At 70.6% G+C, this 23,869-nt stretch carries 26 protein-coding genes; 25 read left to right on the top strand and 1 reads right to left on the bottom strand.

Annotated features, from left to right (window positions below; translation table 11 throughout):
* Positions 1-59 precede the first annotated feature (59 nt).
* From rimM to B5557_RS12640, 14 genes are all read left to right on the top strand, one after another.
* The gene (gene rimM / locus B5557_RS12705) at positions 60-620 is read left to right on the top strand and encodes a ribosome maturation factor RimM (RefSeq protein ID WP_079659229.1); all 561 of its coding nucleotides are present in this window, start codon (positions 60-62) and stop codon (positions 618-620) included.
* Positions 620-1,453 (top strand): tRNA (guanosine(37)-N1)-methyltransferase TrmD, encoded by an 834-nt coding sequence (gene trmD / locus B5557_RS12700; protein WP_079659228.1) that lies wholly within the window; start codon positions 620-622, stop codon positions 1,451-1,453. Before rimM ends, trmD begins: the two co-directional genes overlap by 1 nt.
* A gap of 137 nt (positions 1,454-1,590) precedes the next feature.
* Positions 1,591-1,941, top strand: a complete 351-nt coding sequence (gene rplS / locus B5557_RS12695) for a 50S ribosomal protein L19 (RefSeq protein ID WP_030943163.1) — start codon at positions 1,591-1,593, stop codon at positions 1,939-1,941.
* 45 nt (positions 1,942-1,986) lie between these two features.
* Positions 1,987-2,718 (top strand): signal peptidase I, encoded by a 732-nt coding sequence (gene lepB, locus B5557_RS12690; RefSeq protein ID WP_079659227.1) that lies wholly within the window; start codon positions 1,987-1,989, stop codon positions 2,716-2,718.
* The gene (gene lepB / locus B5557_RS12685) at positions 2,711-3,808 is read left to right on the top strand and encodes a signal peptidase I (protein ID WP_079659226.1); all 1,098 of its coding nucleotides are present in this window, start codon (positions 2,711-2,713) and stop codon (positions 3,806-3,808) included. Before lepB (B5557_RS12690) ends, lepB (B5557_RS12685) begins: the two co-directional genes overlap by 8 nt.
* Complete coding sequence (gene lepB, locus B5557_RS12680; RefSeq protein ID WP_079659225.1) at positions 3,696-4,676, top strand: signal peptidase I; 981 nt, start codon at positions 3,696-3,698, stop codon at positions 4,674-4,676. The genes lepB (B5557_RS12685) and lepB (B5557_RS12680) overlap by 113 nt, the downstream gene beginning before the upstream one ends.
* A gap of 141 nt (positions 4,677-4,817) precedes the next feature.
* Positions 4,818-5,600 (top strand): signal peptidase I, encoded by a 783-nt coding sequence (lepB, locus tag B5557_RS12675; RefSeq protein ID WP_079659224.1) that lies wholly within the window; start codon positions 4,818-4,820, stop codon positions 5,598-5,600.
* Entirely contained in the window at positions 5,590-6,153 is a 564-nt protein-coding gene (locus B5557_RS12670; protein ID WP_079659223.1) for an NUDIX hydrolase, read from the top strand. The genes lepB (B5557_RS12675) and B5557_RS12670 overlap by 11 nt, the downstream gene beginning before the upstream one ends.
* 56 nt (positions 6,154-6,209) lie before the next feature.
* Positions 6,210-6,518, top strand: coding sequence for a DUF2469 domain-containing protein (locus B5557_RS12665; protein WP_008737534.1), 309 nt, complete (start codon positions 6,210-6,212; stop codon positions 6,516-6,518).
* Between the two features lie 117 nt (positions 6,519-6,635).
* Positions 6,636-7,013, top strand: coding sequence for a YraN family protein (locus B5557_RS12660; RefSeq protein ID WP_079659222.1), 378 nt, complete (start codon positions 6,636-6,638; stop codon positions 7,011-7,013).
* 1 nt (position 7,014) lies between these two features.
* Positions 7,015-8,637: a YifB family Mg chelatase-like AAA ATPase gene (locus B5557_RS12655; RefSeq protein WP_079659221.1), complete on the top strand. Its 1,623-nt coding sequence runs from the start codon at positions 7,015-7,017 to the stop codon at positions 8,635-8,637.
* 11 nt (positions 8,638-8,648) lie between these two features.
* Positions 8,649-9,878 (top strand): DNA-processing protein DprA, encoded by a 1,230-nt coding sequence (gene dprA, locus B5557_RS12650; protein ID WP_443031348.1) that lies wholly within the window; start codon positions 8,649-8,651, stop codon positions 9,876-9,878.
* 264 nt (positions 9,879-10,142) lie between these two features.
* The gene (whiG, locus tag B5557_RS12645) at positions 10,143-10,985 is read left to right on the top strand and encodes an RNA polymerase sigma factor WhiG (protein ID WP_079659220.1); all 843 of its coding nucleotides are present in this window, start codon (positions 10,143-10,145) and stop codon (positions 10,983-10,985) included.
* A gap of 74 nt (positions 10,986-11,059) precedes the next feature.
* Complete coding sequence (locus B5557_RS12640) at positions 11,060-11,617, top strand: TetR/AcrR family transcriptional regulator (RefSeq protein ID WP_079659219.1); 558 nt, start codon at positions 11,060-11,062, stop codon at positions 11,615-11,617.
* 1 nt (position 11,618) lies between these two features.
* On the opposite strand, the gene B5557_RS12635 is transcribed toward B5557_RS12640, so the two are convergent.
* Positions 11,619-12,197 (bottom strand): M23 family metallopeptidase, encoded by a 579-nt coding sequence (locus tag B5557_RS12635; protein ID WP_231976342.1) that lies wholly within the window; start codon positions 12,195-12,197, stop codon positions 11,619-11,621.
* A gap of 280 nt (positions 12,198-12,477) precedes the next feature.
* On the opposite strand from B5557_RS12635, the gene rpsB reads away from it, so the two are divergent.
* From rpsB to B5557_RS12580, 11 genes are all read left to right on the top strand, one after another.
* Positions 12,478-13,431 (top strand): 30S ribosomal protein S2, encoded by a 954-nt coding sequence (gene rpsB / locus B5557_RS12630; protein WP_079659217.1) that lies wholly within the window; start codon positions 12,478-12,480, stop codon positions 13,429-13,431.
* 156 nt (positions 13,432-13,587) lie between these two features.
* Positions 13,588-14,424 (top strand): translation elongation factor Ts, encoded by an 837-nt coding sequence (tsf, locus tag B5557_RS12625; RefSeq protein ID WP_079659216.1) that lies wholly within the window; start codon positions 13,588-13,590, stop codon positions 14,422-14,424.
* Positions 14,425-14,613: 189 nt separating this feature from the next.
* The gene (pyrH, locus tag B5557_RS12620; protein ID WP_079659215.1) at positions 14,614-15,372 is read left to right on the top strand and encodes a UMP kinase; all 759 of its coding nucleotides are present in this window, start codon (positions 14,614-14,616) and stop codon (positions 15,370-15,372) included.
* A 206-nt stretch (positions 15,373-15,578) separates the two neighbouring features.
* Positions 15,579-16,136 carry a ribosome recycling factor gene (gene frr, locus B5557_RS12615; protein WP_053748032.1) on the top strand — a complete coding sequence of 186 codons (558 nt, stop codon included), beginning with the start codon at positions 15,579-15,581 and terminating at the stop codon, positions 16,134-16,136.
* The gene (locus tag B5557_RS12610) at positions 16,136-17,311 is read left to right on the top strand and encodes a phosphatidate cytidylyltransferase (protein ID WP_079659214.1); all 1,176 of its coding nucleotides are present in this window, start codon (positions 16,136-16,138) and stop codon (positions 17,309-17,311) included. The genes frr and B5557_RS12610 overlap by 1 nt, the downstream gene beginning before the upstream one ends.
* Before the next feature lie 172 nt (positions 17,312-17,483).
* A complete protein-coding gene (locus B5557_RS12605) occupies positions 17,484-17,933 on the top strand; it encodes an SRPBCC family protein (protein WP_079659213.1) in 450 nt (149 codons plus the stop codon).
* 65 nt (positions 17,934-17,998) lie between these two features.
* Positions 17,999-18,667, top strand: a complete 669-nt coding sequence (locus B5557_RS12600; RefSeq protein WP_143688173.1) for a hypothetical protein — start codon at positions 17,999-18,001, stop codon at positions 18,665-18,667.
* 64 nt (positions 18,668-18,731) lie between these two features.
* On the top strand, positions 18,732-19,838 hold the full coding sequence (gene rlmN, locus B5557_RS12595) for a 23S rRNA (adenine(2503)-C(2))-methyltransferase RlmN (protein ID WP_079659211.1): 1,107 nt from the start codon (positions 18,732-18,734) through the stop codon (positions 19,836-19,838).
* A 216-nt stretch (positions 19,839-20,054) separates the two neighbouring features.
* Positions 20,055-21,131: a thiamine ABC transporter substrate-binding protein gene (locus B5557_RS12590; protein WP_079659210.1), complete on the top strand. Its 1,077-nt coding sequence runs from the start codon at positions 20,055-20,057 to the stop codon at positions 21,129-21,131.
* Complete coding sequence (locus B5557_RS12585; protein WP_079659209.1) at positions 21,107-22,825, top strand: ABC transporter permease; 1,719 nt, start codon at positions 21,107-21,109, stop codon at positions 22,823-22,825. Before B5557_RS12590 ends, B5557_RS12585 begins: the two co-directional genes overlap by 25 nt.
* Positions 22,825-23,862 (top strand): ABC transporter ATP-binding protein, encoded by a 1,038-nt coding sequence (locus B5557_RS12580; RefSeq protein ID WP_079659208.1) that lies wholly within the window; start codon positions 22,825-22,827, stop codon positions 23,860-23,862. Before B5557_RS12585 ends, B5557_RS12580 begins: the two co-directional genes overlap by 1 nt.
* Positions 23,863-23,869 lie beyond the last annotated feature (7 nt).

Here is a 23,869-nt window from a genome sequence, read left to right as displayed (position 1 = left end):
CGGGGAGGGCCACTGGGCCGTCCCCGGCCCGTAGTCGTGATGACAGGAGATTCTGAGAAGTGCAGCTCGTAGTCGCACGGATCGGCCGCGCCCACGGCATCAAGGGCGAGGTCACCGTCGAGGTACGCACCGACGAGCCGGAGCTGCGGCTCGCGCCCGGCGCCGTCCTGTCCACGGACCCGGCCTCGACCGGCCCGCTGACCATCGAGACGGGCCGCGTCCACAGCGGCCGTCTCCTCCTGCGCTTCGAGGGCGTGCGCGACCGCAACGCCGCCGAAGCCCTGCGCAACACCCTCCTGATCGCCGAGGTCGACCCGGCCGAGCTGCCCGAGGAGGAGGACGAGTACTACGACCACCAGCTGATGGACCTGGACGTGGTCACCACCGACGGCGTCGAGGTCGGCCGGATCACCGAGATCTCGCACCTGCCCTCCCAGGACCTGTTCATCGTCGAGCGGCCCGACGGCAGCGAGGTGATGATCCCGTTCGTCGAGTCGATCGTCACCGAGATCGACCTCGAGGAGCAGCGGGCGATCATCGACCCGCCGCCCGGGCTCATCGACGACCGCGCGGAGATCGCGTCCGCACGGGACGAGGCCGAGGGCGAGGACGCGTCGTAATGCGCCTCGACGTCGTCACGATCTTCCCCGAGTACCTCGACCCGCTGAACGTCTCACTCGTAGGCAAGGCACGCGCGCGTGGGCAGCTCGACGTCCAGGTGCACGACCTGCGGGAGTGGGCCTACGACCGGCACAACACGGTCGACGACACGCCCTACGGCGGCGGACCCGGCATGGTCATGAAGACCGAGCCCTGGGGCGACGCCCTCGACTCCGTCCTCGCCGACGGCTATGAGCGAGGCTCGCGCGCACCCGCGATCGTCGTTCCGACGCCCAGCGGCCGCCCCTTCACCCAGGAACTGGCCGTCGAACTCTCCGAGCGCCCCTGGCTGATCTTCACGCCGGCCCGCTACGAGGGCATCGACCGGCGGGTCATCGACGAGTACGCCACCCGGATCCCCGTCTACGAGGTCTCCATCGGCGACTACGTCCTGGCCGGCGGCGAGGCCGCCGTCCTGGTCGTCACCGAGGCCGTGGCACGCCTGCTGCCCGGGGTGCTCGGCAACGCCGAGTCCCACCGCGACGACTCCTTCGCCCCCGGCGCCATGGCCAACCTCCTGGAAGGCCCCGTCTACACCAAGCCGCCCGCCTGGCGCGGCCGGGACATCCCCGACGTGCTGCTCAGCGGCCACCACGGGAAGATCGCCCGCTGGCGGCGCGACGAGGCGCTGCGCCGTACGACGGCCAACCGGCCCGACCTGATCGAGCGCTGCGACCCGAAGACCTTCGACAAGAAGGACCGCGAGATGCTCTCCATCCTGGGCTGGGCGCCCGACCCGCAGGGCGAGCCGTACGGTCGATTTTGGCGCAGGACCGAGGGCGTGGAAGAATAGGTCGCTGTTGTGCGCCGTCCGGTGTGCGCCCCTGCCGCAGGGGGACACGACGCCCGCCTCGACGGGCACACGGCACTCAATCCTCGAACATCTAGTTCCGTTGATGACCTGTGGCATCAGCGAAGAAAGCAGACGAAATGTCTCACCTGCTCGACACCGTCGACGCCGCGTCGCTGCGCAGCGACGTCCCGGCCTTCCGCCCGGGTGACACCGTCAACGTCCACGTGCGCGTCATCGAGGGCAACCGCTCCCGTGTGCAGCAGTTCAAGGGCGTTGTGATCCGCCGCCAGGGCGCCGGTGTCCGCGAGACCTTCACGGTCCGCAAGGTCTCCTTCTCCGTCGGCGTCGAGCGCACCTTCCCGGTGCACACCCCGATCGTCGAGAAGATCGAGCTCGTCACCCGCGGTGACGTGCGTCGCGCCAAGCTGTACTACCTCCGTGAGCTGCGCGGCAAGGCCGCGAAGATCAAGGAGAAGCGCGACAACTGAGCGCACCGAGGGGTTCAAAGCGGGGCCGGATAACATCTGGCCCCGATGGACACCGAAGCTCAGCCGACGACGGAGCGCGACCGCTCCTCCAGCCCTTCCGTTTCCGCGGACGCCTCCCAGGACGTCCCGGACACCGAGGGAGTGGAGGGACGGTCGCGTTTCATGTTGGCGGCACGCGTCATCCAGTGGCTGCCGGGCGGCCGGATCAGTCTGTCCCTGTTGATCGGCCTGGTGTTTTTGCTGCTCCTCAACGCTTTCGTGGCGCAGCCATTCCAGATTCCCAGCGGATCCATGGAAAACGGATTGAGGATCGGCGACCGGGTTCTCGTAAATAAGTTGGCGTACCGTTTCGGTGCCGAGCCGCAGCGCGGCGACGTCATCGTGTTCGACGGCACCGGGTACTTCGGGAACTCCGACTACATCAAGCGCGTCGTGGGTGTAGGGGGAGACCAGGTGGTCTGCTGCGACAAGGAGGGGAGAATCCAGGTGAACGGCCGGTCGGTCGACGAGTCGACGTTCCTGTACCCCGGCGACAGCCCGTCCACAGTGGACTTCGACGTGGCCGTGCCCAAGAACACCCTGTTCGTCCTCGGTGACCACCGCAGCCACTCCAGCGACTCCCGGGACCATCTGGGCTCACCGGGCGGCGGCATGATCCCCGTCGACGTTGTGATCGGCCGCGCCGACTGGATCGTCTGGCCGTATGCGCACCTGACCCGACTGCCCCGCCCGAGCGGCTACGCGCGCGTGCCCGGTGGGGAGGGCGCCCATGGGTAACCGCGGCAGACCGCGCGGCGTCCCCGCCTCCGCCGGGGACCAGCTCCTGCCCACCGGCGTCCGGCGCGCCTCCAGCCCGGCCGGCGGCCGCACGCGCGCGGAGCGACGCAAGCTGCAGCGCAAGGTCAAGCGCAAGCGCAGGCGCTCCGCCGTCCGTGAGATACCGCTGCTGGTCGGGGTCGCCGTCCTGATAGCGCTGGTTCTGAAGACGTTCCTGGTGCAGGCCTTCGTGATTCCGTCCGGGTCCATGGAGCAGACGATCCGGATCGGCGACCGCGTCCTGGTCGACAAGTTCACCCCGTGGTTCGGCTCCAAGCCCGAGCGCGGGGACGTCGTCGTGTTCAAGGACCCCGGCGGCTGGCTCAACGACGAGCAGACGACGACCAGGAAGAAGGACCCCGTCGTCGTCAAGCAGATCAAGGAGGGGCTCACCTTCATCGGTCTGCTGCCGTCCGACAACGAGAAGGACCTCATCAAGCGTGTCGTCGGAGTGGGCGGCGACCGCGTCGTGTGCTGTGACGCGCAGAAGCGGGTGACCGTCAACGGGGTTCCCCTGGAGGAGGGGGCCTATCTGTATCCGGGCAACGAGCCCTCCAGCATGCCGTTCGACATCACTGTCCCGCAGGGGCGGCTGTGGGTGATGGGCGACCACCGGGCCAACTCCGCGGACTCCCGCTCCCACCAGAACACCGACTACGGCGGCACCGTCTCGGAGGACGAGGTGGTGGGCCGGGCCATGGTCATCGCCTGGCCCCTGGGCCACTGGGTCCGTCTCAAAGAACCGCAAACTTTCTCATCCGTGACCGGCTCGGCCGCCACGGCGACCGCCGCCGCCCAGCTGTCGCATAGGGTTGCTTCCGGCGATCCGAACGGATCGATTCGACAACTCCCGAGCCCTGCGGAACTCCCGCTCGTTATGGGAGTAGTGGGCCTGCGTCGTATGTGGGGCAGGCAGCGGCACAGAGTGAGGAGTTGGCGTGGGGGATGTGGCGGTTGGCGCACGGTCCGGGCACGACGGCGAGGATCACCGCGGACGGTCCGTGGAAGCCGCCGACCCGGCCTCGGACAGCGCCGTGAACGCAGAGAATGACCCCGTGGCGGGCGGTGAGGGCCCGCCGGCGGACGAGCCGCCCCGGACCGGTGGCGAGGGGTCGGGCGACTCTGCTCCGAAGGCGAAGAAGCCGCGCTCCTTCTGGAAGGAGCTGCCGATCCTGATCGGCATCGCGCTCGTCCTAGCCCTGCTGATCAAGACGTTCCTGGTGCAGGCGTTCTCCATTCCGTCGGCCTCGATGGAGAACACCCTCAAGATCGGTGACCGGGTCCTCGTCGACAAACTGACCCCCTGGTTCGGCTCCGAGCCGGAGCGCGGCGAGGTCATCGTCTTCCACGACCCCGACGACTGGCTGGCGGGCGAGAACACCGCCAATCCGAACGCCTTCCAGACCTTCCTCAGCTGGATCGGCCTGATGCCGTCCGCGGAGGAGAAGGACCTGATCAAGCGGGTCATCGGCGTCGGCGGCGACACCGTCTCCTGCAAGGGCACGGGCCCGCTCACGGTCAACGGCAAGGCGCTGAACGAGCCGTACGTGTACCCCGGCAACACCCCGTGCAGCCAGGACGACCAGGGCGGCCAGTTCTCGGTGAAGGTCCCCAAGGGCTTCGTATGGGTCATGGGCGACCACCGCCAGAACTCGCGCGACTCGCGCTACAACCAGTCGGACGTGAACCACGGCATGGTGCCCGTCGACCAGGTCGTCGGGCGCGCCATCGTCAAGGCCTGGCCGCTCAGCCGCTGGGGCACGCTGCCCGTGCCGGACACCTTCGACCAGACCGGTCTGAGCGAGCAGTCCGCGGCGTCCACGGCGCTGACGGTCGCCCCGCAGGGCCTCGCCCTCGTCGGGGCCGCGCCGGTGGTCCTGTGGCGCCGTCGGCGCACGCAGGAGTCCGCGACCCGCTGAATCTTCCGGCTTCCGTTCGGCAAACCCTTTCCCAAGCTTGTGACCACGGCCGGGGAAGACAGGGGAAGACGGGCGGAGACCGGGGAAGAGCGGGAAAGAAGGGCTGACCCGATTCGGTACCGCCGGGTAGGGTGCGGACCCATGGGTGGCGAGAGCATGACGCGTACGGCCCCGCACAGTGGCGGTGGCACCAGCAGTGGCCCGGTGGGCAGCCGGACCGGACAGCGACTGTCCGGACTGGCCGTCGCACTGGGCCTCGCGCTGTTCCTCGGCGGATTCGGCTGGGGAGCGCTGATCTACCGGCCGTACACCGTGCCCACCAGTTCCATGAGTCCGACGATCGCCGCCGGCGACCGCGTGCTGGCCGAGCGGGTCGACGGCGGCGAGGTGCGTCGCGGGGACGTCGTCGTCTTCAGCGACAAGACGTGGGTGACCAACGCGCTCGTCGTCAAGCGGGTGGTCGCCGTCGGCGGCGACACGGTCGCCTGCTGCACCGACGGCAAGCTCACTGTCAACGGCAAGCAGATCGAAGAACCGTATCTGCCCCCAGGCAGCCTGGCCGAGATCAAGAACTTCCCGACCGTGAAGGTCCCCGACGGCAGGCTCTTCCTGCTCGGCGACGAGCGGCAGGGCTCCCTGGACTCCACCGCCCACCTCACGGACGCCGCCCAGGGCACGGTCGCGCGCAGTGCCGTCAAGGCCCGCGTCGACTCCGTCGTCTGGCCCATGAACGGCATGCTGAAGCGCCCCACGGGCTTCGAGACGCTCGGCGCCCTCTCCCAGCCGGGCCCGCTGCGGACGATCACCTGGCTGATCCTCGCCGGCGCCGTGCTGGTCCTCGGCGGCGGCGCGTACGGCCCGATCGCCAAGCGGACCTCGGGCCGCCGCGCCCGCCCCCAGCCGGAGCCGGCCGGTGCCCGCTGAGACGACCGACGGCACCAACGGCACCGACGGCTCGGCAGGCGCGGGCGTCGACTCCTACGAGGGCGGACTGCGCAAGGTCGCCCGGGTCGTCCTGCTCGACCCGCAGGACCGCATCCTGCTGCTGCACGGCCACGAACCGGACGACCCGGCCGACGACTGGTGGTTCACGCCCGGCGGGGGCGTGGAGGGCGACGAGACCCGTGAACAGGCTGCTCTGCGGGAACTCGCCGAGGAGACCGGCATCACCGAGGTCGAGCTCGGCCCGGTGCTGTGGCGACGGAAGTGTTCGTTCCCGTTCGCGGGCCGCCGCTGGGACCAGGACGAGTGGTACTACCTGGCCCGGACGGCCGATACGCACAGCTCGGCGCCCCGGCCCACGGCCCTGACCGAGTTGGAGCGGCGCAGCGTCGCCGGAGCGCGTTGGTGGACGTGTCAGGAACTGACCCGGGCACATGAGACGGTGTATCCGACCAGACTCGCCGAGCTGCTGCGCACGCTGCTCGACGACGGTCCCCCGGCCGGACCCGTAACCCTGGACACGGAAATCGTCTAGATGCGCACGGGACTGGCGCACAATGGGGAGATCGCACGGCTGAAGGGGAACATGCCATGAGCGCCGAGGACCTCGAGAAGTACGAGACCGAGATGGAGCTGAAGCTCTACCGGGAGTACCGCGATGTCGTCGGTCTGTTCAAATACGTGATCGAGACCGAGCGGCGCTTCTACCTCACCAACGACTACGAGATGCAGGTGCACTCGGTCCAGGGCGAGGTGTTCTTCGAGGTGTCGATGGCGGACGCCTGGGTGTGGGACATGTACCGGCCGGCCCGGTTCGTGAAGCAGGTACGGGTGCTTACGTTCAAGGACGTGAACATCGAGGAGCTGAACAAGACCGATCTGGAGCTTCCGGGAAGCTGAGGCCCGCGGGCGGACGCCCGTGTGGGTGACCGGGTTATCCACAGTCGCCGAGTTCTCCACCAAGATCCTTTTTGTGGCGGCGGATGCGTGAACGTGGGTGCCGGAGGTGGTGCCCACATGAGCACGAACACGGATCTGGCCCGAGGCGCACTCGGCAGGTACGGCGAGGAACTGGCCGCCCGGCGGCTGACCGAGGCCGGGATGACGGTCTTGGAGCGCAACTGGCGCTGCGGCAGGACCGGTGAGATCGACATCGTCGCCAGGGACGGCGACGTCCTGGTCGTCTGCGAGGTGAAGACCCGCAGGGGCGGCGCTTTCCAGCACCCGATGGCGGCGGTCACCCCGGAGAAGGCCGAGCGGCTGCGCGGGCTCGCCGAGAGGTGGATCCAGACGCACGGGGGAGCCCCGCCCGGCGGCGTCCGCATCGACCTGATCGGCGTCGTCCTGCCCCGCCGCGGAGCGGCCGTCGTCGAGCACGCGCGGGGGGTGGCCTGAGATGGGGTTCGCGCGTACGTGCTCGGTGGCGCTGGTGGGCGTCGAGGGCGTCGTCGTCGAGGTCCAGGCCGACCTCGAACCGGGAGTGGCGGCCTTCACGCTGGTGGGGCTGCCGGACAAGAGCCTGAGCGAGAGCCGGGACCGGGTCCGGGCCGCCGTGGTGAACTCGGGCGGCGAGTGGCCGCAGAAGAAACTCACCGTAGGACTCAGCCCTGCCTCGGTGCCCAAAGGCGGCAGCGGCTTCGATCTCGCCATCGCCAGCGCCGTGCTCGGCGCGGCCGAACGGATCGACCCACGGGTGCTCGCCGACATCGTGATGATCGGGGAGCTCGGCCTGGACGGGCGGGTGCGCCCGGTCCGGGGCATCCTCCCCGCGGTGCTGGCCGCGGCCGACGCCGGATACGAACAGGTGGTCGTGCCGGAGTGCGCCGCCGCCGAGGCGTCGCTGGTCCCGGGCGTCTCCGTGCTCGGGGTCCGCAGTCTGCGGCAGCTGATCGCCGTCCTCGCGGACGAGCCGGTGCCCGAGGAACCGGACGAGGCGGGCCGCCCGGACCCGCTCCTGGCCGGGCTCAGGATGCCCGGCGCCGGCGCGGCCACCGGGATGCACAGCATGGGCACCGCCCAGCAGGACCACGGGCACGACCTCGCGGACGTGGTCGGGCAGCGCTCGGCGCGGACCGCGGTCGAGGTGGCCGCGGCGGGCGGACACCACCTGTTCCTCGAGGGACCGCCCGGCGCGGGCAAGACCATGCTCGCGGAGCGCCTGCCCGCCGTGCTGCCCCGGCTGAGCAGGGAGGAGTCGCTGGAGGTCACGGCGGTGCACTCGGTGGCCGGACTGCTGCCACCGGGCAAGCCCCTCATCGACGTGCCCCCGTACTGCGCCCCGCACCACTCGGCCACGATGCAGTCGCTGGTCGGGGGCGGGGCGGGGTTCGCCCGCCCCGGGGCCGTCTCGCTGGCCCATCGAGGGGTGCTCTTCCTCGACGAGACCCCCGAGTTCGGCAGCCAGGTACTCGACGCCCTGCGGCAGCCGCTGGAGGCGGGGCATGTGGTGATCGCGCGCAGTGCGGGAGTGTTGCGCTTCCCGGCCCGGTTCCTGATGGTGCTGGCGGCCAACCCGTGCCCGTGCGGCCGGTTCTCGCAACGCGACACCGTGTGCGAGTGTCCGCCCTCGGTGATCCGCCGTTATCAGGCGCGGCTCTCGGGGCCCCTGCTCGACCGGGTCGACCTGCGCGTCGAGGTCGACCCGGTCGGCCGGGCCGAGCTGGCGCACCGCGGTCCCGGAGGCGAGTCCACGGCCACCGTCGCCGACCGGGTCCGGGCCGCCCGGGAACGTGCGGCGGTCCGGCTGGCGGGCACCGGGTGGCGGACCAACAGCGAGATCCCCGGCCGTGAGCTGCGCAACCGCTGGCATGCCGCGATCGGCGCCATGGACGAGGCGGAACGGAACCTGGAGCGCGGGGTGCTGACCGCACGCGGGCTCGATCGGGTGCTGCGCGTCGCCTGGACCGTCGCCGACCTGGTCGGCCACGACCGGCCCGACGCCATGGACGTGGCTCTCGCCCTGCAACTGCGCACGGGGGTGCCGCGCGGGGTGCCGATGGCCCTCGGGGCGCTGACATGACGGGCCCTGACATGACCGGCACTGGCATGACCGGCCCCGGCATGAACCGCCCTGATGGCCCCGACGTCAACGGCCCTGGCGTCAACGGCGGTGGCGACCCGGGCGACGAGCGGCTCGCCCGCGTCTTCCTCGGGCGGGTCGTCGAGCCCGGCGACGAGGTTGGCGGGCAGTGGGTGCGGGAGCGGGGCGTACGGGAGGTGGTACGCCGGTTGCGGGGCGACGGGGAGCCGTTGCCCGGGGTGACTGCGAAACGCTGGGCCGGGTTGCTGGCGCGGGCCGGGCGGGCCGAGCCGGAGCGGGACCTGGCCGTGGCGCGGGAGGCCGGGGTGCGGTTCGTGTGCCCGGGGGACGCCGAGTGGCCCGGCACCCTGGACGAACTCGGGGATGCCAGGCCGCTGGGGCTCTGGGTGCGCGGGCGGCCCAGCCTGCGCATGTGGGCGCTGCGGTCGGTCGCCGTCGTGGGCGCCCGCGCCTGCACCGAGTACGGCGCCCACATGGCCGCCGGCCTGGCCTGCGGGCTCGCCGAACGAGGGTGGGTGGTCGTGTCCGGCGGGGCCTACGGCATCGACGGGGCCGCCCACCGGGGTGCCCTCGGCGCGGGCGGCGCCACCGTCGCCGTACTCGCCTGCGGGGTCGACCGGCCCTACCCGCGCGGGCACACCGAGCTGATCAACCGGATCGGCGAACAGGGGCTGGTGGTCGGCGAGCTGCCCCCCGGCGACCATCCCACGCCGAACAGATTCATCCTGCGCAACCGGGTGATCGCCGCCCTCACCCGGGGCACGGTCGTCGTCGAGGCCGCGTACCGCAGCGGCTCGCTGGTCACCGCGCGGGCGGCGCAGCGGCTGGGCCGGCACACGATGGGGGTGCCGGGGCCGGCCACGAGCAGTCTCTCGGCCGGTGTGCACGAGCTGCTGCGCGGGGAGGCCGTGCTGGTCACCGACGCCGCCGAGGTCGTCGAGCTGGTCGGTGACATGGGTGAGCTGGCCCCGGACCGGCGCGGCCCGGTGCTGCCGCTCGACCTGCTGGAGCCGGGCGCCCGGCGTGTCCTGGCCGCGCTCCCCGCCCGCAGAACCGCCGGGGTCGACGAGGTCGCCCGCGAGGCCCGCACCACACCCGACGACGCGCTCGCGAGACTGTACGAACTCAGAGCACTCGGTTACGTCGAACGACACGGCGACGGCTGGAAGTTGACACGCCAGGCGATGGTCTCCGTTCGAGTAGGTCGACGCTCGTGTTGACCCGGGAGGTTCGGCCGTCCGGGGGAACCTCGAAAGCCTTGGGAATTGCGGCAGTTGACCCATCCCGGTGATCACCCACAGCGAGCGCGGCAACGCTGGGGTGCGCCCAGCGGAACGTATCTGCGTACCGGTCCGACCACGCCCTTCGCGCACCGCGACACTCCAGTCACGCTACGCTCACGTGGATTCCGGCACAGACCGGCACCTCTGCACCACGCGGTACCCACCTCACGCACTTCACGGCAGAACGGCACAAGGCGACGAATGCCCCAGCACACCTCCGGGCCCGACCGGGCGGCGATCCCCCCAGCCGCCCGCGACGGTGGCAGCGTGCGGCCGCCCGCTCCCTCGACGCTCGACGAGCTGTGGCGGTCGTACAAGGACACGGGGGACGAGCGGCTGCGGGAGCAGCTGATCCTGCACTACTCGCCGCTGGTGAAGTACGTGGCGGGACGGGTGAGCGTCGGTCTGCCGCCCAACGTGGAGCAGGCCGACTTCGTGTCCTCCGGGGTCTTCGGGCTGATCGACGCGATCGAGAAGTTCGACATCGACCGGGAGATCAAGTTCGAGACGTACGCGATCACCCGGATCCGGGGCGCGATGATCGACGAGCTGCGGGCCCTGGACTGGATCCCGCGGTCGGTGCGGCAGAAGGCGCGCAACGTCGAGCGGGCCTACGCCACGCTGGAGGCGCGGCTGCGGCGGACTCCGTCGGAGTGTGAGGTGGCCGCCGAGCTGGGCATCGCGGTGGACGAGCTGCACGCCGTGTTCAGTCAGCTGTCGCTGGCCAACGTGGTGGCGCTGGAGGAGTTGCTGCACGCCGGGGGTGAGGGCGGTGACCGGCTGAGCCTGATGGACACCCTCGAGGACACCGCCGCCGACAACCCCGTGGAGGTGGCCGAGGACCGGGAGCTCAGGCGGTTCCTGGCGCGGGCGATCAACACGCTGCCCGATCGGGAGAAGACGGTCGTCACCCTGTACTACTACGAGGGGCTGACGCTCGCCGAGATCGGGAACGTGCTGGGCGTGACTGAGAGCAGGGTCAGCCAGATCCACACCAAGTCCGTGCTCCAGCTGCGTGCGAAACTGGCGGGCTTCGGTCGCTGACCGGCCCGAGTCACTCCCGTCGGGGGTGGCGCGTCCGTAGAGTGGTTGACGTGCCAAGGATTCGAGCGGCCTCCGTGGCCGAGCACCGGTCGATGCAGCGTGCCGCTTTGCTGGACGCGGCACGCTCCCTGTTGTCCGAAGGCGGGACGGAGGCGCTGACCTTCCCGGCCCTCGCCGAGCGCACCGGCCTCGCGCGCTCGTCCGTGTACGAGTACTTCCGGTCGCGGGCCGCCGTGGTCGAGGAGCTGTGCGAGGTCGACTTCCCCGTGTGGGCGGCGGAGGTCGAGACGGCCATGGCCGCGGCCGATGGGGCGGAGGCCAAGGTCGAGGCGTATGTGCGGCAGCAGCTCGCGCTGGTGGGGGACCGCCGGCACCGGGCCGTCGTGGCGATCTCGGCGAGCGAACTGGACGCCGGGGCCCGGGAGAAGATCCGCGCGGCGCACGGCGGGCTCGTATCGATGATCGGGGAGGCCCTGGCGGAGCTGGGGCACACGGAGCCCCGCCTCGCGGCCATGCTGTTGCAGGGCGTCGTGGACGCGGCGGTACGGCGGATCGAACTGGGAGCCGCCGAGGATCCCTCGGCGATCACGGACGCGGCGGTCTCCATGGTCCTGCGGGGCGTGCTGGGCTGAGCTACGGCAGGGGGACGCCGACCACCGGCAGCAGTCGCGACGGGCCCCGGCGCAGCAGCCACGGCGGCAGCAGCGACAGCGGGTCCAGGTACGCCTCGCCCCGCAGCAGCCCCCAGTGCACACACGTCACCGCGCAGTGCGGCCCCGCCGGTTCCACCATGCCGATCACCTGACCCGGTGCCACCTCGTCACCCTTGTGCACCGACGCCCGTACCGGCTCATAGGTCGTCCGCAGCGGCGGCTCACCCGTGCCGGTCAGCTCCACTGCGACGACCCCGCGGCCCGCCACCCGCCCCGCGAAGGACACACGGCCCGGAGCCACCGTCCGGACCGGGGCGCCCGGCGGGGCCGCCAGGTCAACGCCCCGGTGACCGCGCGCGTACGGCGTGGCCGGGGGCTCCCAGCCGCGTACCACCGCCGGGCGCGTGCCGACCGGCCAGGACCGGCCGATCGCCGGGACCGGAGCCGACGGGAGCGCGGGGGCTCGCGGCGGGGCCTGCGGGTCCGCCCACGCCACGGACGCCAGCATCGTGATCAACAGGAGCAGCACCAGGCCGCCGAGGCATCGCTTCGCGTACATGGGAGAACCGTTCCGCATCCCCCGGGCCACGGCGCGGACCTGTGGACTACTCGCCGGTTGTGGACAGTGGCGTCACCCGGTGCCTCCCGGGTCCCGTACACTTCTTCTGGCGATCCGGGTCACCGGGTCGACTTCGCACGCCCCGGTATCGGGCGCCGGCCACGGTCGGTCTCCCGGTATCCGCGCCCCTCGGTCCTTCGTGGCTCGGCGCACCGCGGGCGTCAGGCGCGGGAGCCGTCCGGCATCCGCGGCACAACCGAGAAAAACAAGGAGAACGGCCATGGCCGTCGTCACGATGCGGGAGCTGCTGGAGAGCGGCGTCCACTTCGGTCACCAGACCCGTCGCTGGAACCCGAAGATGAAGCGCTTCATCTTCACCGAGCGCAACGGCATCTACATCATCGACCTGCTCCAGTCGCTGTCGTACATCGACCGCGCCTACGAGTTCGTCAAGGAGACCGTCGCCCACGGCGGCACGGTCATGTTCGTCGGCACGAAGAAGCAGGCGCAGGAGGCCATCGCCGAGCAGGCCACCCGCGTCGGCATGCCCTACGTCAACCAGCGCTGGCTGGGCGGCATGCTCACCAACTTCTCCACCGTCTACAAGCGTCTGCAGCGCCTCAAGGAGCTCGAGCAGATCGACTTCGAGGACGTCGCCGCTTCGGGTCTGACCAAGAAGGAGCTCCTGGTCCTCTCGCGTGAGAAGGCCAAGCTCGAGAAGACCCTCGGTGGTATCCGCGAGATGTCCAAGGTGCCCAGCGCCGTCTGGATCGTGGACACCAAGAAGGAGCACATCGCGGTCGGCGAGGCCCGGAAGCTCAACATCCCGGTCGTCGCCATCCTCGACACCAACTGCGACCCCGACGAGGTCGACTACAAGATCCCGGGCAACGACGACGCGATCCGCTCCGTCACCCTGCTCACCCGCGTGATCGCCGACGCGGTCGCCGAGGGCCTCATCTCCCGCTCCCGTGTCGCCACCGGTGACAAGGGCGAGAAGGCCGCGGGCGAGCCGCTGGCCGAGTGGGAGCGCGACCTGCTCGAGGGCGAGAAGAAGGCCGACGCCGACACCGAGGCCGCGGAGAAGCCGGCCGAGGCCGCTGCCGAGGCTCCGGCCGCTGAGGCCGAGGCCCCCGCTGCCGAGGCCCCCGCTGCCGAGGCCCCCGCTGCCGAGGCCCCCGCTGCCGAGGCCGCCCCCGCCGAGGCTCCGGCCGCCGAGGGCGAGCAGGCCTGATTCAGGCCGTAGGCCGTGCGGTCGCCGTCGCGCCCGTACGGTCGTAGGGACGAAGTGACGGCGGGGGGCGTCCAGTACGCCGCCCGCCGTTCACCCACAGCCCCCAGATCTTCGTAGATCTTCGAGACTTCGAACTCCGAGAGAGATTCACAGATCATGGCGAACTACACCGCCGCCGACGTCAAGAAGCTCCGTGAGCTCACCGGCGCCGGCATGATGGACTGCAAGAAGGCGCTGGACGAGGCCGAGGGCAACGTCGAGAAGGCCGTCGAGGCGCTCCGTATCAAGGGCCAGAAGGGCGTCGCCAAGCGCGAGGGCCGCTCCGCCGAGAACGGCGCCGTGGTCTCCGTCATCGCCGACGACAACTCCTCCGGTGTCCTCGTCGAGCTGAAGTGCGAGACGGACTTCGTCGCCAAGGGCGAGAAGTTCCAGGCCGTCGCCAACCAGATCGCGCAGCACGTCGCCGCGACCTCCCCGGCCGACCTCGACGCCCTGCTCGGCTCCGAGATCGAGGCCGGCAAGACCGTCCAGGCGTTCGTGGACGAGGCCAACGCCAACCTCGGCGAGAAGATCGTCCTGGACCGCTTCGCGCAGTTCACCGACGGCTTCGTGTCCGCCTACATGCACCGCACGATGCCCGACCTGCCCCCGCAGATCGGTGTCCTCGTCGAGCTGGACAAGCCGAACGCCGACGTCGCCAAGGGCATCGCCCAGCACATCGCCGCCTTCGCGCCGAAGTACCTCTCCAAGGAGGACGTGCCGGCCGAGGTCGTCGAGTCCGAGCGCCGCGTCGCCGAGGAGACCACCCGCGCCGAGGGCAAGCCCGAGGCCGCCCTGCCGAAGATCGTCGAGGGTCGCCTCAACGGCTTCTTCAAGGACGCCACGCTGCTCGGCCAGCCGTACGCGCTCGACAACAAGAAGTCCGTCCAGAAGGTCCTGGACGAGGCCGGTGTCACCCTGAAGCGCTTCACGCGCATCAAGGTCGGCATCTGAGTCCGTGCCGCGATCGGCGCGTCGGCCCGATAGGGTCGGGTGCAGTCGTCCGGTACGCCGTCACGCGGGCGCGTGACGGACGACAGCAGATCTGACGAGGAGGCCATTGCCGCGCATGGGATGCGAACGACACCCCGCCGCGGCAATGGCCTCCTCGTATGTGCGACCCGTCAAAGAAGCGAGAACGTCATGACCACCAAGGCCCAGAAGAGCGACGACGGCAAAGTGAGCGGCCGGTTTCTGCTGAAGCTGTCCGGAGAGGCCTTCGCCGGTGGCGGCGGCCTGGGTGTGGACCCCGACGTGGTGCACAAGATCGCCCGCGAGATCGCAGCCGTCGTCCGGGACGGCGCGGAGATCGCGGTCGTCATCGGCGGCGGCAACTTCTTCCGCGGCGCCGAACTGCAGGTACGCGGCATGGACCGGGCCCGCTCCGACTACATGGGCATGCTCGGCACGGTCATGAACTGCCTCGCCCTCCAGGACTTCCTGGAGAAGGAGGGCATCGACAGCCGGGTGCAGACCGCCATCACCATGGGCCAGGTCGCCGAGCCGTACATCCCGCTGCGCGCCGTGCGCCATCTGGAGAAGGGCCGCGTGGTCATCTTCGGCGCCGGTATGGGCATGCCGTACTTCTCCACCGACACCACCGCCGCCCAGCGCGCCCTGGAGATCGACGCCGAGGCGCTGCTGATGGGCAAGAACGGCGTGGACGGCGTCTACGACTCCGACCCGAAGACCAACCCGGCGGCCGTCAAGTTCGACGCCCTCGGCTACGGGGACGTCATCACCCGCGACCTGAAGGTCGCCGACGCCACCGCCGTCACGCTGTGCCGCGACAACAAGCTCCCGATCCTCGTCTTCGAGCTTCTGGCCGAGGGCAATATCGCTCGCGCCGTCAAGGGTGAGAAGATCGGCACGCTGGTGGGTGAGCAGGGCAGCCGGGCCTGACCGAAAACCCCCGGTCCACGACCGGTAGGACTCTTCGGTCCCTCTCCGGTCCGCACGACAACACCTGACCGGGGACGGACCCGGGTCGGGGGATGGACAATGTTCTGCCGGTCGGGAACCGTGCAGGAAGAAGACGCGACGCAGCCGGCCGCCGCCACCGACAGGGAACCGCAGCCGGGCCTACTCAAGACACGCAGGAGCAAGTGGTGATCGAAGAGACCCTCCTCGAGGCCGAGGAGAAGATGGAGAAGGCCGTCGTGGTCGCCAAGGAGGACTTCGCCGCGATCCGCACCGGCCGTGCGCACCCGGCGATGTTCAACAAGATCGTGGCCGACTACTACGGCGCGCCGACGCCGATCAACCAGCTGGCTTCGTTCTCCGTGCCGGAGCCGCGCATGGCGGTCGTGACCCCGTTCGACAAGAGCGCGCTGCGCAACATCGAACAGGCGATCCGCGACTCCGACCTGGGCGTCAACCCGAGCAACGACGGCAACATCATCCGGGTGGTGTTCCCCGAGCTCACCGAGGAGCGCCGCCGCGACTACATCAAGGTCGCCAAGGGCAAGGGCGAGGACGCCAAGGTGTCCATCCGCGCGGTCCGCCGCAAGGCCAAGGACGCGATCGACAAGCTCATCAAGGACGGCGAGGTCGGCGAGGACGAGGGCCGTCGTGCGGAGAAGGAGCTCGACGACACCACCGCGAAGTACGTCGCTCAGGTGGACGAGCTCCTGAAGCACAAGGAAGCGGAGCTGCTCGAGGTCTGATGAACGACTCTTCCTGGGGCTCACCGCCACACACCGGGTCGCGGGCCGGGTACTGGGGGCCCGTCGACCAGGGGCCTGTCCAGGGCGCTGTCCCGGCGGGTTCCGCGTACGATGCGCCTGAGGCGCAGCAGACTCGCCCCATGCCCGTCGTCCCCGACGTATCCGCATACGGCGGTCACCAGGATGACGACCGGGGGGCCGCTCGGTTGGGCGGCCCCTTGTTCCGAGACGAGACCTATGGCGGCGCCCACGCCGGCGCCGCCCGTGGTGACGACACCCCGTCGGCACAGCCCCCTGCGGCAGTGCCGCAGAATCCGGAGCCCATGCCCGACGCCCCTCACCCGGCGCCCGCACCGAAGAAGAGTGCGGGCCGAGACCTGGGCGCGGCCATAGGGGTCGGGGTCGGGCTCGGTGTGGTGATCGTCGCGTCGCTGTTCGTCGTCAAGGCCGTGTTCGTCGGGGTGATAGCGGTCGCCGTCGTCGTGGGTCTGTGGGAGCTGACCAGCAGGCTGCAGGAGCGCAAGGGCATCAAGGCGCCGCTCGTGCCGCTCGCGGTCGGCGGCGCGGCGATGGTCGTCGCCGGCTACGTCCGGGGGCCCGAGGGCGCCTGGGTCGCCATGGCCCTCACCGCGCTCGCGGTGCTGGTCTGGCGGATGACGGAACCGCCCGAGGGCTACCTCAAGGACGTCACGGCCGGCGTCTTCGCCGCGTTCTACGTCCCGTTCCTGGCCACCTTCGTAGCCCTGATGCTCACCGCCGACGACGGGGCGTTCCGCGTCATGACGTTCCTGCTGCTGACGGTCGTCAGCGACACGGGCGCGTACGCCGTCGGCTGGCGCTTCGGCAGGACCAAGCTCGCCCCGCGCATCAGCCCCGGCAAGACCCGCGAGGGTCTGCTCGGCGCGGTGTCGTTCGCGATGGTCGCCGGCGCGCTGCTCATGCAGTTCGTGATCGACGACGGGACCTGGTGGCAGGGTCTGCTGCTCGGCTTCGCCGTCGCGGCCAGCGCCACGCTCGGCGACCTCGGCGAGTCCATGATCAAGCGGGACCTGGGCATCAAGGACATGGGCACGCTGCTCCCGGGCCACGGCGGCATCATGGACCGGCTGGACTCGCTGCTGCCCACGGCTCCGGTCGTATGGCTGCTGCTCGTGCTGTTCGTGGGTTCCGGCTGATTCAGACTGATCCAGGCTGATTCCGGCCGATCCGAGCGCGTTCTTCGGCTTGTGCGGGCCCCCGTCCTGACCTCAGGGCGGGGGCCCGCTGCCGTGGCCGTCGGGGCGGCCGAGTGGGACGATTTCTGGTGAGGGCCCTCAGGGGGGATCTCCCTGGAAGGGGGCGGGCTTCATGTCCGGCTTCCGTGATTCGATCGACGTCGACCGCAGCCCCGAGGACGTCTGGGCGTATGTCATCGACCCGTCCCATCTGCCGGAGTGGCAGCAGAGCGCCGTCTCGGCGGAGCCACTCGACCCCGGTCCGGTGGGTGTGGGCTCCCGGCTGCGGATCACCCGGCACGTAGGCCGCAGGGACGTGCCGATGACCATGGAGTACACCGAGTACGACCCACCGCGCGCCTGGGGTCTGCAGGGCGTCGACGGGCCCATCCGCGGCCATGTCCACGGCGAGATCACTCCGCTCGACGACGGCCGCCGCTCCCGCGTCACCATGGAGCTCGACTTCGAGGGCAAGGGCATGGGCAAGGTCCTCCTCCCGCTCGTCGTCCGCCCCCAGGTCCGCAAGGAGCTCCCGCACAACGAACGGCTGCTGAAGGACCGGCTGGAGCACGGGATGGCGTAGCCCCGCCGCGATCGATGGAACTCCCGGCTGTGTGTCCCCCTCTCACTGTGTGAAGGGGGACACACATGAAGTTGATGACTCGGTACGCACCCGTTGCCGTGGTGCTTGCCTTCTGCTGCCTGCCGCTGACCGCCTGCGGTACGCAGCAGGCCGGGGAGCGAACGGCTGCCACGTCCGGACCGGGATCGTCCGCGACGGACGAGACGAGCGACGACCAGGGCAGCCTTCCGGACGAGACCACGGACGACGGCCAGAGCAATCTCCCGGACGAGACGAGCGACGACCAGGGCAGCCTTCCCGACACCACCAGCGACGACCAGGGCAGCCTGCCCGACACCACCAGCGACGACCAGGGCAGCCTTCCGGACGAGACCACCGACGACGGCCAGAGCAATCTTCCCGACGAGACCAGCGACGACCAGGGCACCGACGACCCTGCGAGCGGTCCGCACCGATGGTTCCCGATGCTCCGCGAATTCCGTGCCTACCTCACGAAGGACGCTCCGAAAGCGGATGCGGCCCTCGCCTCCCACGTGACGAGCGTCCACATCCGGGTGCCCGCGGACAGCGCCCGCAGCGTGGCCGTGGTCCGGGTCGACTTCGGTGTGGGAGAGCAGGACAGCGCGGACCGCACCGCGAAGGTGTTCGGCGACTGGCGGCGTGCCCTGTACGGCGATCACGGCCATGTGGAGGTCCTCGGCCCGGCGAAGACCACCGCCGAACGGAACTGGTAACCGTCCCGCACCCGGATCCGGGCGGCCCGGGCCACCCGATTCGATCTGCGACACTGGTATGGCCATGCCTAAGCCCGGAGAACTCACTTTCGTCGCCCCCCGCGGAGCCAAGAAGCCGCCGCGGCACCTCGCCGACCTCTCGCCCGCCGAGCGGAAGGAGGTTGTGGCGGAGATCGGTGAGAAGCCGTTCCGTGCCAAGCAGCTGTCGCAGCACTACTTCGCGCGCTACGCGCACGACCCGGCGGAGTGGACGGACATTCCCGCCGGTGCGCGCGAGAAGCTGCGTGAGGCGCTGCTGCCGGACCTGATGTCGGTCGTCCGGCATCTGTCGACGGACCAGGGGACCACGCGCAAGACCCTGTGGCGGCTGTTCGACGGCACACTCGTGGAGTCGGTGCTGATGCGCTACCCGGACCGGGTGACCATGTGCATCAGCTCGCAGGCGGGGTGTGGGATGAACTGCCCGTTCTGCGCCACCGGGCAGGCGGGGCTCGACCGGAATCTGTCCACCGCCGAGATCGTGCACCAGATCGTCGACGGGATGCGGGCGCTGCGGGACGGGGACGTGCCCGGGGGGCCGGCCCGGCTGTCCAACATCGTCTTCATGGGGATGGGCGAGCCGCTCGCCAACTACAAGCGGGTCGTCGGCGCCATCCGCGCGCTCACCGACCCGGCGCCGGACGGGCTCGGGCTCTCGCAGCGGGGCATCACCGTGTCGACGGTCGGGCTGGTGCCCGCCATCCACCGGTTCGCCGACGAGGGCTTCAAGTGCCGGCTCGCGATCTCCCTGCACGCGCCCGACGACGAGCTGCGCGACACCCTCGTCCCCGTGAACACGCGGTGGAAGGTGCGGGAGGTGCTGGACGCCGGGTTCGAGTACACCGAGCGCTCCGGGCGCCGGCTGTCCATCGAGTACGCGCTGATCCGCGACATCAACGACCAGGCCTGGCGCGGTGACCGGCTTGGGCGGCTGCTGCGCGGCAAGCCCGTGCACGTCAACCTCATCCCACTCAACCCGACCCCGGGCTCGAAGTGGACGGCCTCCCGGCCGGAGGACGAGAAGGCGTTCGTCGAGGCGATCGCCGCGCACGGCGTCCCCGTGACCGTCCGGGACACCCGTGGTCAGGAGATCGACGGGGCGTGCGGTCAGCTCGCGGCCACCGAGCGGTAGTCTTTAGGCCGTACACATATCTTCATATTCCGACAGGGGAGCGCCACAGCGCTGAGAGTGCGGCATCCAGGCCCGCAGACCCTCTGAACCTCGCCCAGGTCATTCTGGGTAGGAAGTTCGGTCATCACTCGAGCTGTTGCGCCCTGCCCGGCGTCCGTCCCGTGCGGACCCGGGCAGGGCCGCGTCTCTTCCTGGTCACCCCCAGGAGGAAATCCAGTGCAGAACAAGACCATCGTGGCCGTGGCCGTGGGGCTCGGCCTGCTCACGCTGTCCGCGTGCGGGTCGACTGACGGCGGCGGGGGAGCGACGGAGTCCAAGACCGTGACCCTCGTCAGCCACGACTCGTGGGCCGTCTCCAAGAGCGTGCTCGCCGACTTCGAGAAGCAGTCCGGCTACAAGGTGAAGGTCCTCAAGGACGGCGACGCCGGGCAGGCCGTCAACAAGGCCATCCTCACCAAGGACAACCCGCAGGGCGACGTCTTCTTCGGAGTCGACAACACCCTCCTGTCCCGCGCCCTCGACAACGGGCTGTTCCAGCCGTACGAGGCGAAGGGGCTCGCGCAGGTCGACGCCCGCTTCCAGCTGGACGCCGACAAACACCGGGTCACGCCCATCGACTACGGCGACATCTGCGTCAACTACGACAAGAAGTACTTCGCCGAGCACAAGCTGACCCCGCCCGCCTCCTTCGACGACCTGGTGAAGCCCGCCTACAAGAACCTCCTCGTCACCGAGAACGCCGCCACCTCCTCGCCGGGCCTCGGCTTCCTGCTCGGCTCGGCCGCGAAGTACGGCGGCGACAGCTGGGAGGGCTACTGGAAGAAGCTCAAGGCGAACGGGGTGAAGGTCGTCGACGGCTGGGAGCAGGCCTACAACGGGGAGTTCTCCGGTTCGGCCGGGGGCAGGAAGGCGGGAGCGGACCGGCCGCTCGTCGTGTCGTACGCCTCCTCGCCGCCCGCCGAGGTGATCTTCGGCGATCCGAAGCCGACCACCGCTCCGACGGGCGTCGCGACCGGCACCTGCTTCCGCCAGGTCGAGTTCGCGGGGCTGCTGGACAACGCGGCCAACGGCAAGGGCGGCAAGGCGCTGATCGACTTCCTGATCAGCAAGAAGTTCCAGGAGGACATGCCGCTCAACATGTTCGTGTACCCGGTGGTGAAGGGCGCGGCCGTGCCCGCCGAGTTCACCCGGTACGGTCCTGCCGCCAAGGACCCCGAGACCATGGACCCGGCGAAGATCGCCGCCCGCCGCGACCAGTGGGTCAAGTCATGGACCTCGCTCGTACTGAAGTAGCCCTGGAGAAGGGGCCCCCGGGGAAGCGCGCACCCGTGAAGGACGCCCCCGGGAAGGGCGCCAAGGGGAGCGCGGCGGCGCGGCTCGCTCTGATGACCGTGCCCGTCGCGTTCTTCGCCGTCTTCTTCGCCTACCCGGTCGCCGCGATCGTCGCGCGCGGCCTGAAGACGGACGGCGGCTGGCAGTTCGGGCGGTTGTGGGACGTGCTGGCGCAGTCCGACATCCGGCACGTCCTGTGGTTCACCACCTGGCAGGCGCTCGCGTCCACCGCGCTCACGCTGCTGGTCGCGCTGCCGGGTGCGTATGTGTTCGCGCGGCTGGACTTTCCGGGCAAGCAGGTGCTGCGGGCCGTCGTCACCGTTCCGTTCGTGCTGCCGACGGTCGTCGTCGGCACGGCGTTCCTCGCGCTCGTCGGGCGCGGCGGGCTGCTCGACGAGCTGTGGGGCGTACGGCTGGACACCACCGTGTGGGCGATCCTGCTCGCGCATGTCTTCTTCAACTACGCGGTCGTCGTACGGACTGTGGGCGGGCTGTGGGCGCAGCTCGACCCGCGGCAGGAGGAGGCGGCGCGGATGCTGGGCGCGTCCCGGCTGCGGGCCTGGCGCACGGTCACGCTGCCGGCCCTCGGGCCCGCCGTCGCCGCCGCCGCGCTGATGGTCTTCCTCTTCACCTTCACCTCCTTCGGTGTGGTGCAGATCCTCGGCGGCCCCACCTTCTCCACCCTCGAAGTGGAGATCTACCGGCAGACCTCCGAGATCTTCGACCTGTCGACGGCCGCCGTCCTCACGATCGTCCAGTTCGTGGCCGTCGGCGCGATCCTCGCCGTGCACGCCGCCGCCGTACGACGGCGCGAGACCGCGCTGCGGCTCGTGGACGCCTCCGTGACGGCGCGCCGGCCGCGTGGGACCGGGCAGTGGACGCTGCTCGCCGGGGTGCTCGCCACGATCGCCGTGCTGCTGGTGCTGCCGCTCGCGGTGCTGGTGCAGCGCTCGCTGGACGCGCCCGGCTTCGCCTACTACCGGGCGCTGACCAGCGACGACGGCAATGTCTTCCTGGTTCCGCCGATCGAGGCGATCGGCAACTCGCTTCAGTACGCCGTCGCCGCGACCGCCATCGCGGTGCTGATCGGCGGGCTGGCTGCCGCGGCCCTCACCCGCCGGGACGCCGGGCGGCTGGTCCGTGGCTTCGACGCGCTGCTGATGCTGCCGCTCGGCGTCTCCGCCGTGACCGTCGGCTTCGGGTTCCTGATCGCGCTGGACGAGCCTCCGCTGGATCTGCGCGGTACGTGGATCCTGGTGCCGCTGGCGCAGGCGCTGGTCGGCGTGCCCTTCGTCGTACGGACCATGCTGCCGGTGCTGCGGGCGGTGGATCAGCGGCTGCGTGAGGCGGCGGCCGTGCTCGGGGCGTCGCCGTGGCGGGTGTGGCGGGAGGTGGACCTGCCGATGGTGCGGCGGGCGCTGCTGGTCGCCGCCGGGTTCGCCTTCGCTGTGTCGCTGGGGGAGTTCGGGGCGACCGTGTTCATCGCGCGGCCCGACAACCCGACGCTGCCGGTCGCCGTGGCACGACTGCTCGGGCGGGCCGGTGAGCTCAACTACGGCCAGGCGATGGCCCTTTCGACGATTCTGATGATCGTGTGCGCGGTGGCCCTGCTGGTGCTGGAGCGGCTGCGGACCGACCGGACGGGGGAGTTCTGATGCCACCTGCTTCTGTGCCGCTGCTCGAACTGGAGTGTGCCACCGTGCGGTTCGGCGGACGGGCGGTGCTGGACGCCGTCGATCTCGCCGTCGCCACGCATGAGGTGGTGTGTGTGCTCGGGCCCAGCGGCAGCGGCAAGTCGACGTTGCTGCGGGCGGTGGCCGGACTGCAACCCCTGGACTCCGGGCGGGTGCTGCTCGACGGACGCGACCAGGCGGGCGTGCCCGCGCACCGGCGGGAGCTCGGGCTGATGTTCCAGGACCATCAGCTGTTCCCGCAGCGGGACGTGGGTGGCAATGTGGCCTTCGGGCTGCGGATGCGGGCGGCCTCCCGGCAGGAACAGGCCGACCGCGTACAGGAGTTGCTGAACCTCGTGGGGCTTCCCGGCGCCGCCCGGCGGGCCGTCGCCGCGCTGTCCGGCGGGGAGCAGCAGCGGGTCGCGCTGGCCCGGGCGCTCGCGCCTCGGCCCCGGCTGCTGATGCTGGACGAGCCGCTCGGTCAGCTCGACCGGTCGCTGCGGGAGCGGCTGGTCGTCGAACTGAGGGAACTCTTCGGCCGGTTGGGGACCACGGTCCTCGCGGTGACGCACGACCAGGGCGAGGCGTTCGCGCTCGCCGACCGGGTCGTGGTGATGCGGGACGGGCGAATCGCCCAGTCCGGTACGCCTCTTGAGGTGTGGCAGCGTCCGGCGGACGCGTTCGTGGCCCGCTTCCTCGGCTTCGACAACGTGGTGGAGGCGACCGTCGCCGGGGAGGTCGCGGTCACGCCGTGGGGCAAGGTGCCGGTGCCGGCCGGGTCCGGGCAGGGGGCGCGCACGCTGCTCGTCCGGCCCGCCGGGGTGCGCCTGGTGGGCGCGGAGGAGGGCCTGCGCTGCAGGGTCGCCGCCCGCACCTTCCGGGGCACCCATGTCGCCGTGCACCTCCAGCCGGAGGGCGCACCGAGGCTGGAGGCGGCGTGCGCGCTGCGGGAGGCGCCGGAGGTCGGGGGCGCTGTGGGGGTGTCCTTCGACTCGGCCGAAATCGTCGTGCTGGACTGACCGGCCG

The organism is Streptomyces sp. 3214.6, from assembly GCF_900129855.1.
In the GTDB taxonomy this organism is placed as follows: domain Bacteria; phylum Actinomycetota; class Actinomycetes; order Streptomycetales; family Streptomycetaceae; genus Streptomyces; species Streptomyces soliscabiei.
The sequence above is the reverse complement of the archived record's forward strand: the minus strand, read 5'-3'. Positions and strand labels throughout refer to the sequence as shown.

Bases quoted from the DNA above. Each gene is read 5' to 3' on its own strand.
- B5557_RS12655 (WP_079659221.1), top strand. From the start codon at position 7,015: ATGGGGTTCGCGCGTACGTGCTCGGTGGCGCTGGTGGGCGTCGAGGGC.
- rplS (WP_030943163.1), top strand. From the start codon at position 1,591: ATGTCTCACCTGCTCGACACCGTCGACGCCGCGTCGCTGCGCAGCGAC.
- rlmN (WP_079659211.1), top strand. From the start codon at position 18,732: ATGCCTAAGCCCGGAGAACTCACTTTCGTCGCCCCCCGCGGAGCCAAG.
- lepB (WP_079659226.1), top strand. From the start codon at position 2,711: ATGGGTAACCGCGGCAGACCGCGCGGCGTCCCCGCCTCCGCCGGGGAC.
- B5557_RS12635 (WP_231976342.1), bottom strand. From the start codon at position 12,197: ATGTACGCGAAGCGATGCCTCGGCGGCCTGGTGCTGCTCCTGTTGATC.
- trmD (WP_079659228.1), top strand. From the start codon at position 620: ATGCGCCTCGACGTCGTCACGATCTTCCCCGAGTACCTCGACCCGCTG.
- B5557_RS12585 (WP_079659209.1), top strand. From the start codon at position 21,107: ATGGACCTCGCTCGTACTGAAGTAGCCCTGGAGAAGGGGCCCCCGGGG.
- B5557_RS12665 (WP_008737534.1), top strand. From the start codon at position 6,210: ATGAGCGCCGAGGACCTCGAGAAGTACGAGACCGAGATGGAGCTGAAG.
- B5557_RS12660 (WP_079659222.1), top strand. From the start codon at position 6,636: ATGAGCACGAACACGGATCTGGCCCGAGGCGCACTCGGCAGGTACGGC.
- B5557_RS12605 (WP_079659213.1), top strand. From the start codon at position 17,484: ATGTCCGGCTTCCGTGATTCGATCGACGTCGACCGCAGCCCCGAGGAC.
- B5557_RS12610 (WP_079659214.1), top strand. From the start codon at position 16,136: ATGAACGACTCTTCCTGGGGCTCACCGCCACACACCGGGTCGCGGGCC.
- rpsB (WP_079659217.1), top strand. From the start codon at position 12,478: ATGGCCGTCGTCACGATGCGGGAGCTGCTGGAGAGCGGCGTCCACTTC.
- dprA (WP_443031348.1), top strand. From the start codon at position 8,649: ATGACCGGCACTGGCATGACCGGCCCCGGCATGAACCGCCCTGATGGC.
- tsf (WP_079659216.1), top strand. From the start codon at position 13,588: ATGGCGAACTACACCGCCGCCGACGTCAAGAAGCTCCGTGAGCTCACC.
- B5557_RS12600 (WP_143688173.1), top strand. From the start codon at position 17,999: ATGAAGTTGATGACTCGGTACGCACCCGTTGCCGTGGTGCTTGCCTTC.
- lepB (WP_079659227.1), top strand. From the start codon at position 1,987: ATGGACACCGAAGCTCAGCCGACGACGGAGCGCGACCGCTCCTCCAGC.
- pyrH (WP_079659215.1), top strand. From the start codon at position 14,614: ATGACCACCAAGGCCCAGAAGAGCGACGACGGCAAAGTGAGCGGCCGG.
- B5557_RS12580 (WP_079659208.1), top strand. From the start codon at position 22,825: ATGCCACCTGCTTCTGTGCCGCTGCTCGAACTGGAGTGTGCCACCGTG.
- lepB (WP_079659224.1), top strand. From the start codon at position 4,818: ATGGGTGGCGAGAGCATGACGCGTACGGCCCCGCACAGTGGCGGTGGC.
- whiG (WP_079659220.1), top strand. From the start codon at position 10,143: ATGCCCCAGCACACCTCCGGGCCCGACCGGGCGGCGATCCCCCCAGCC.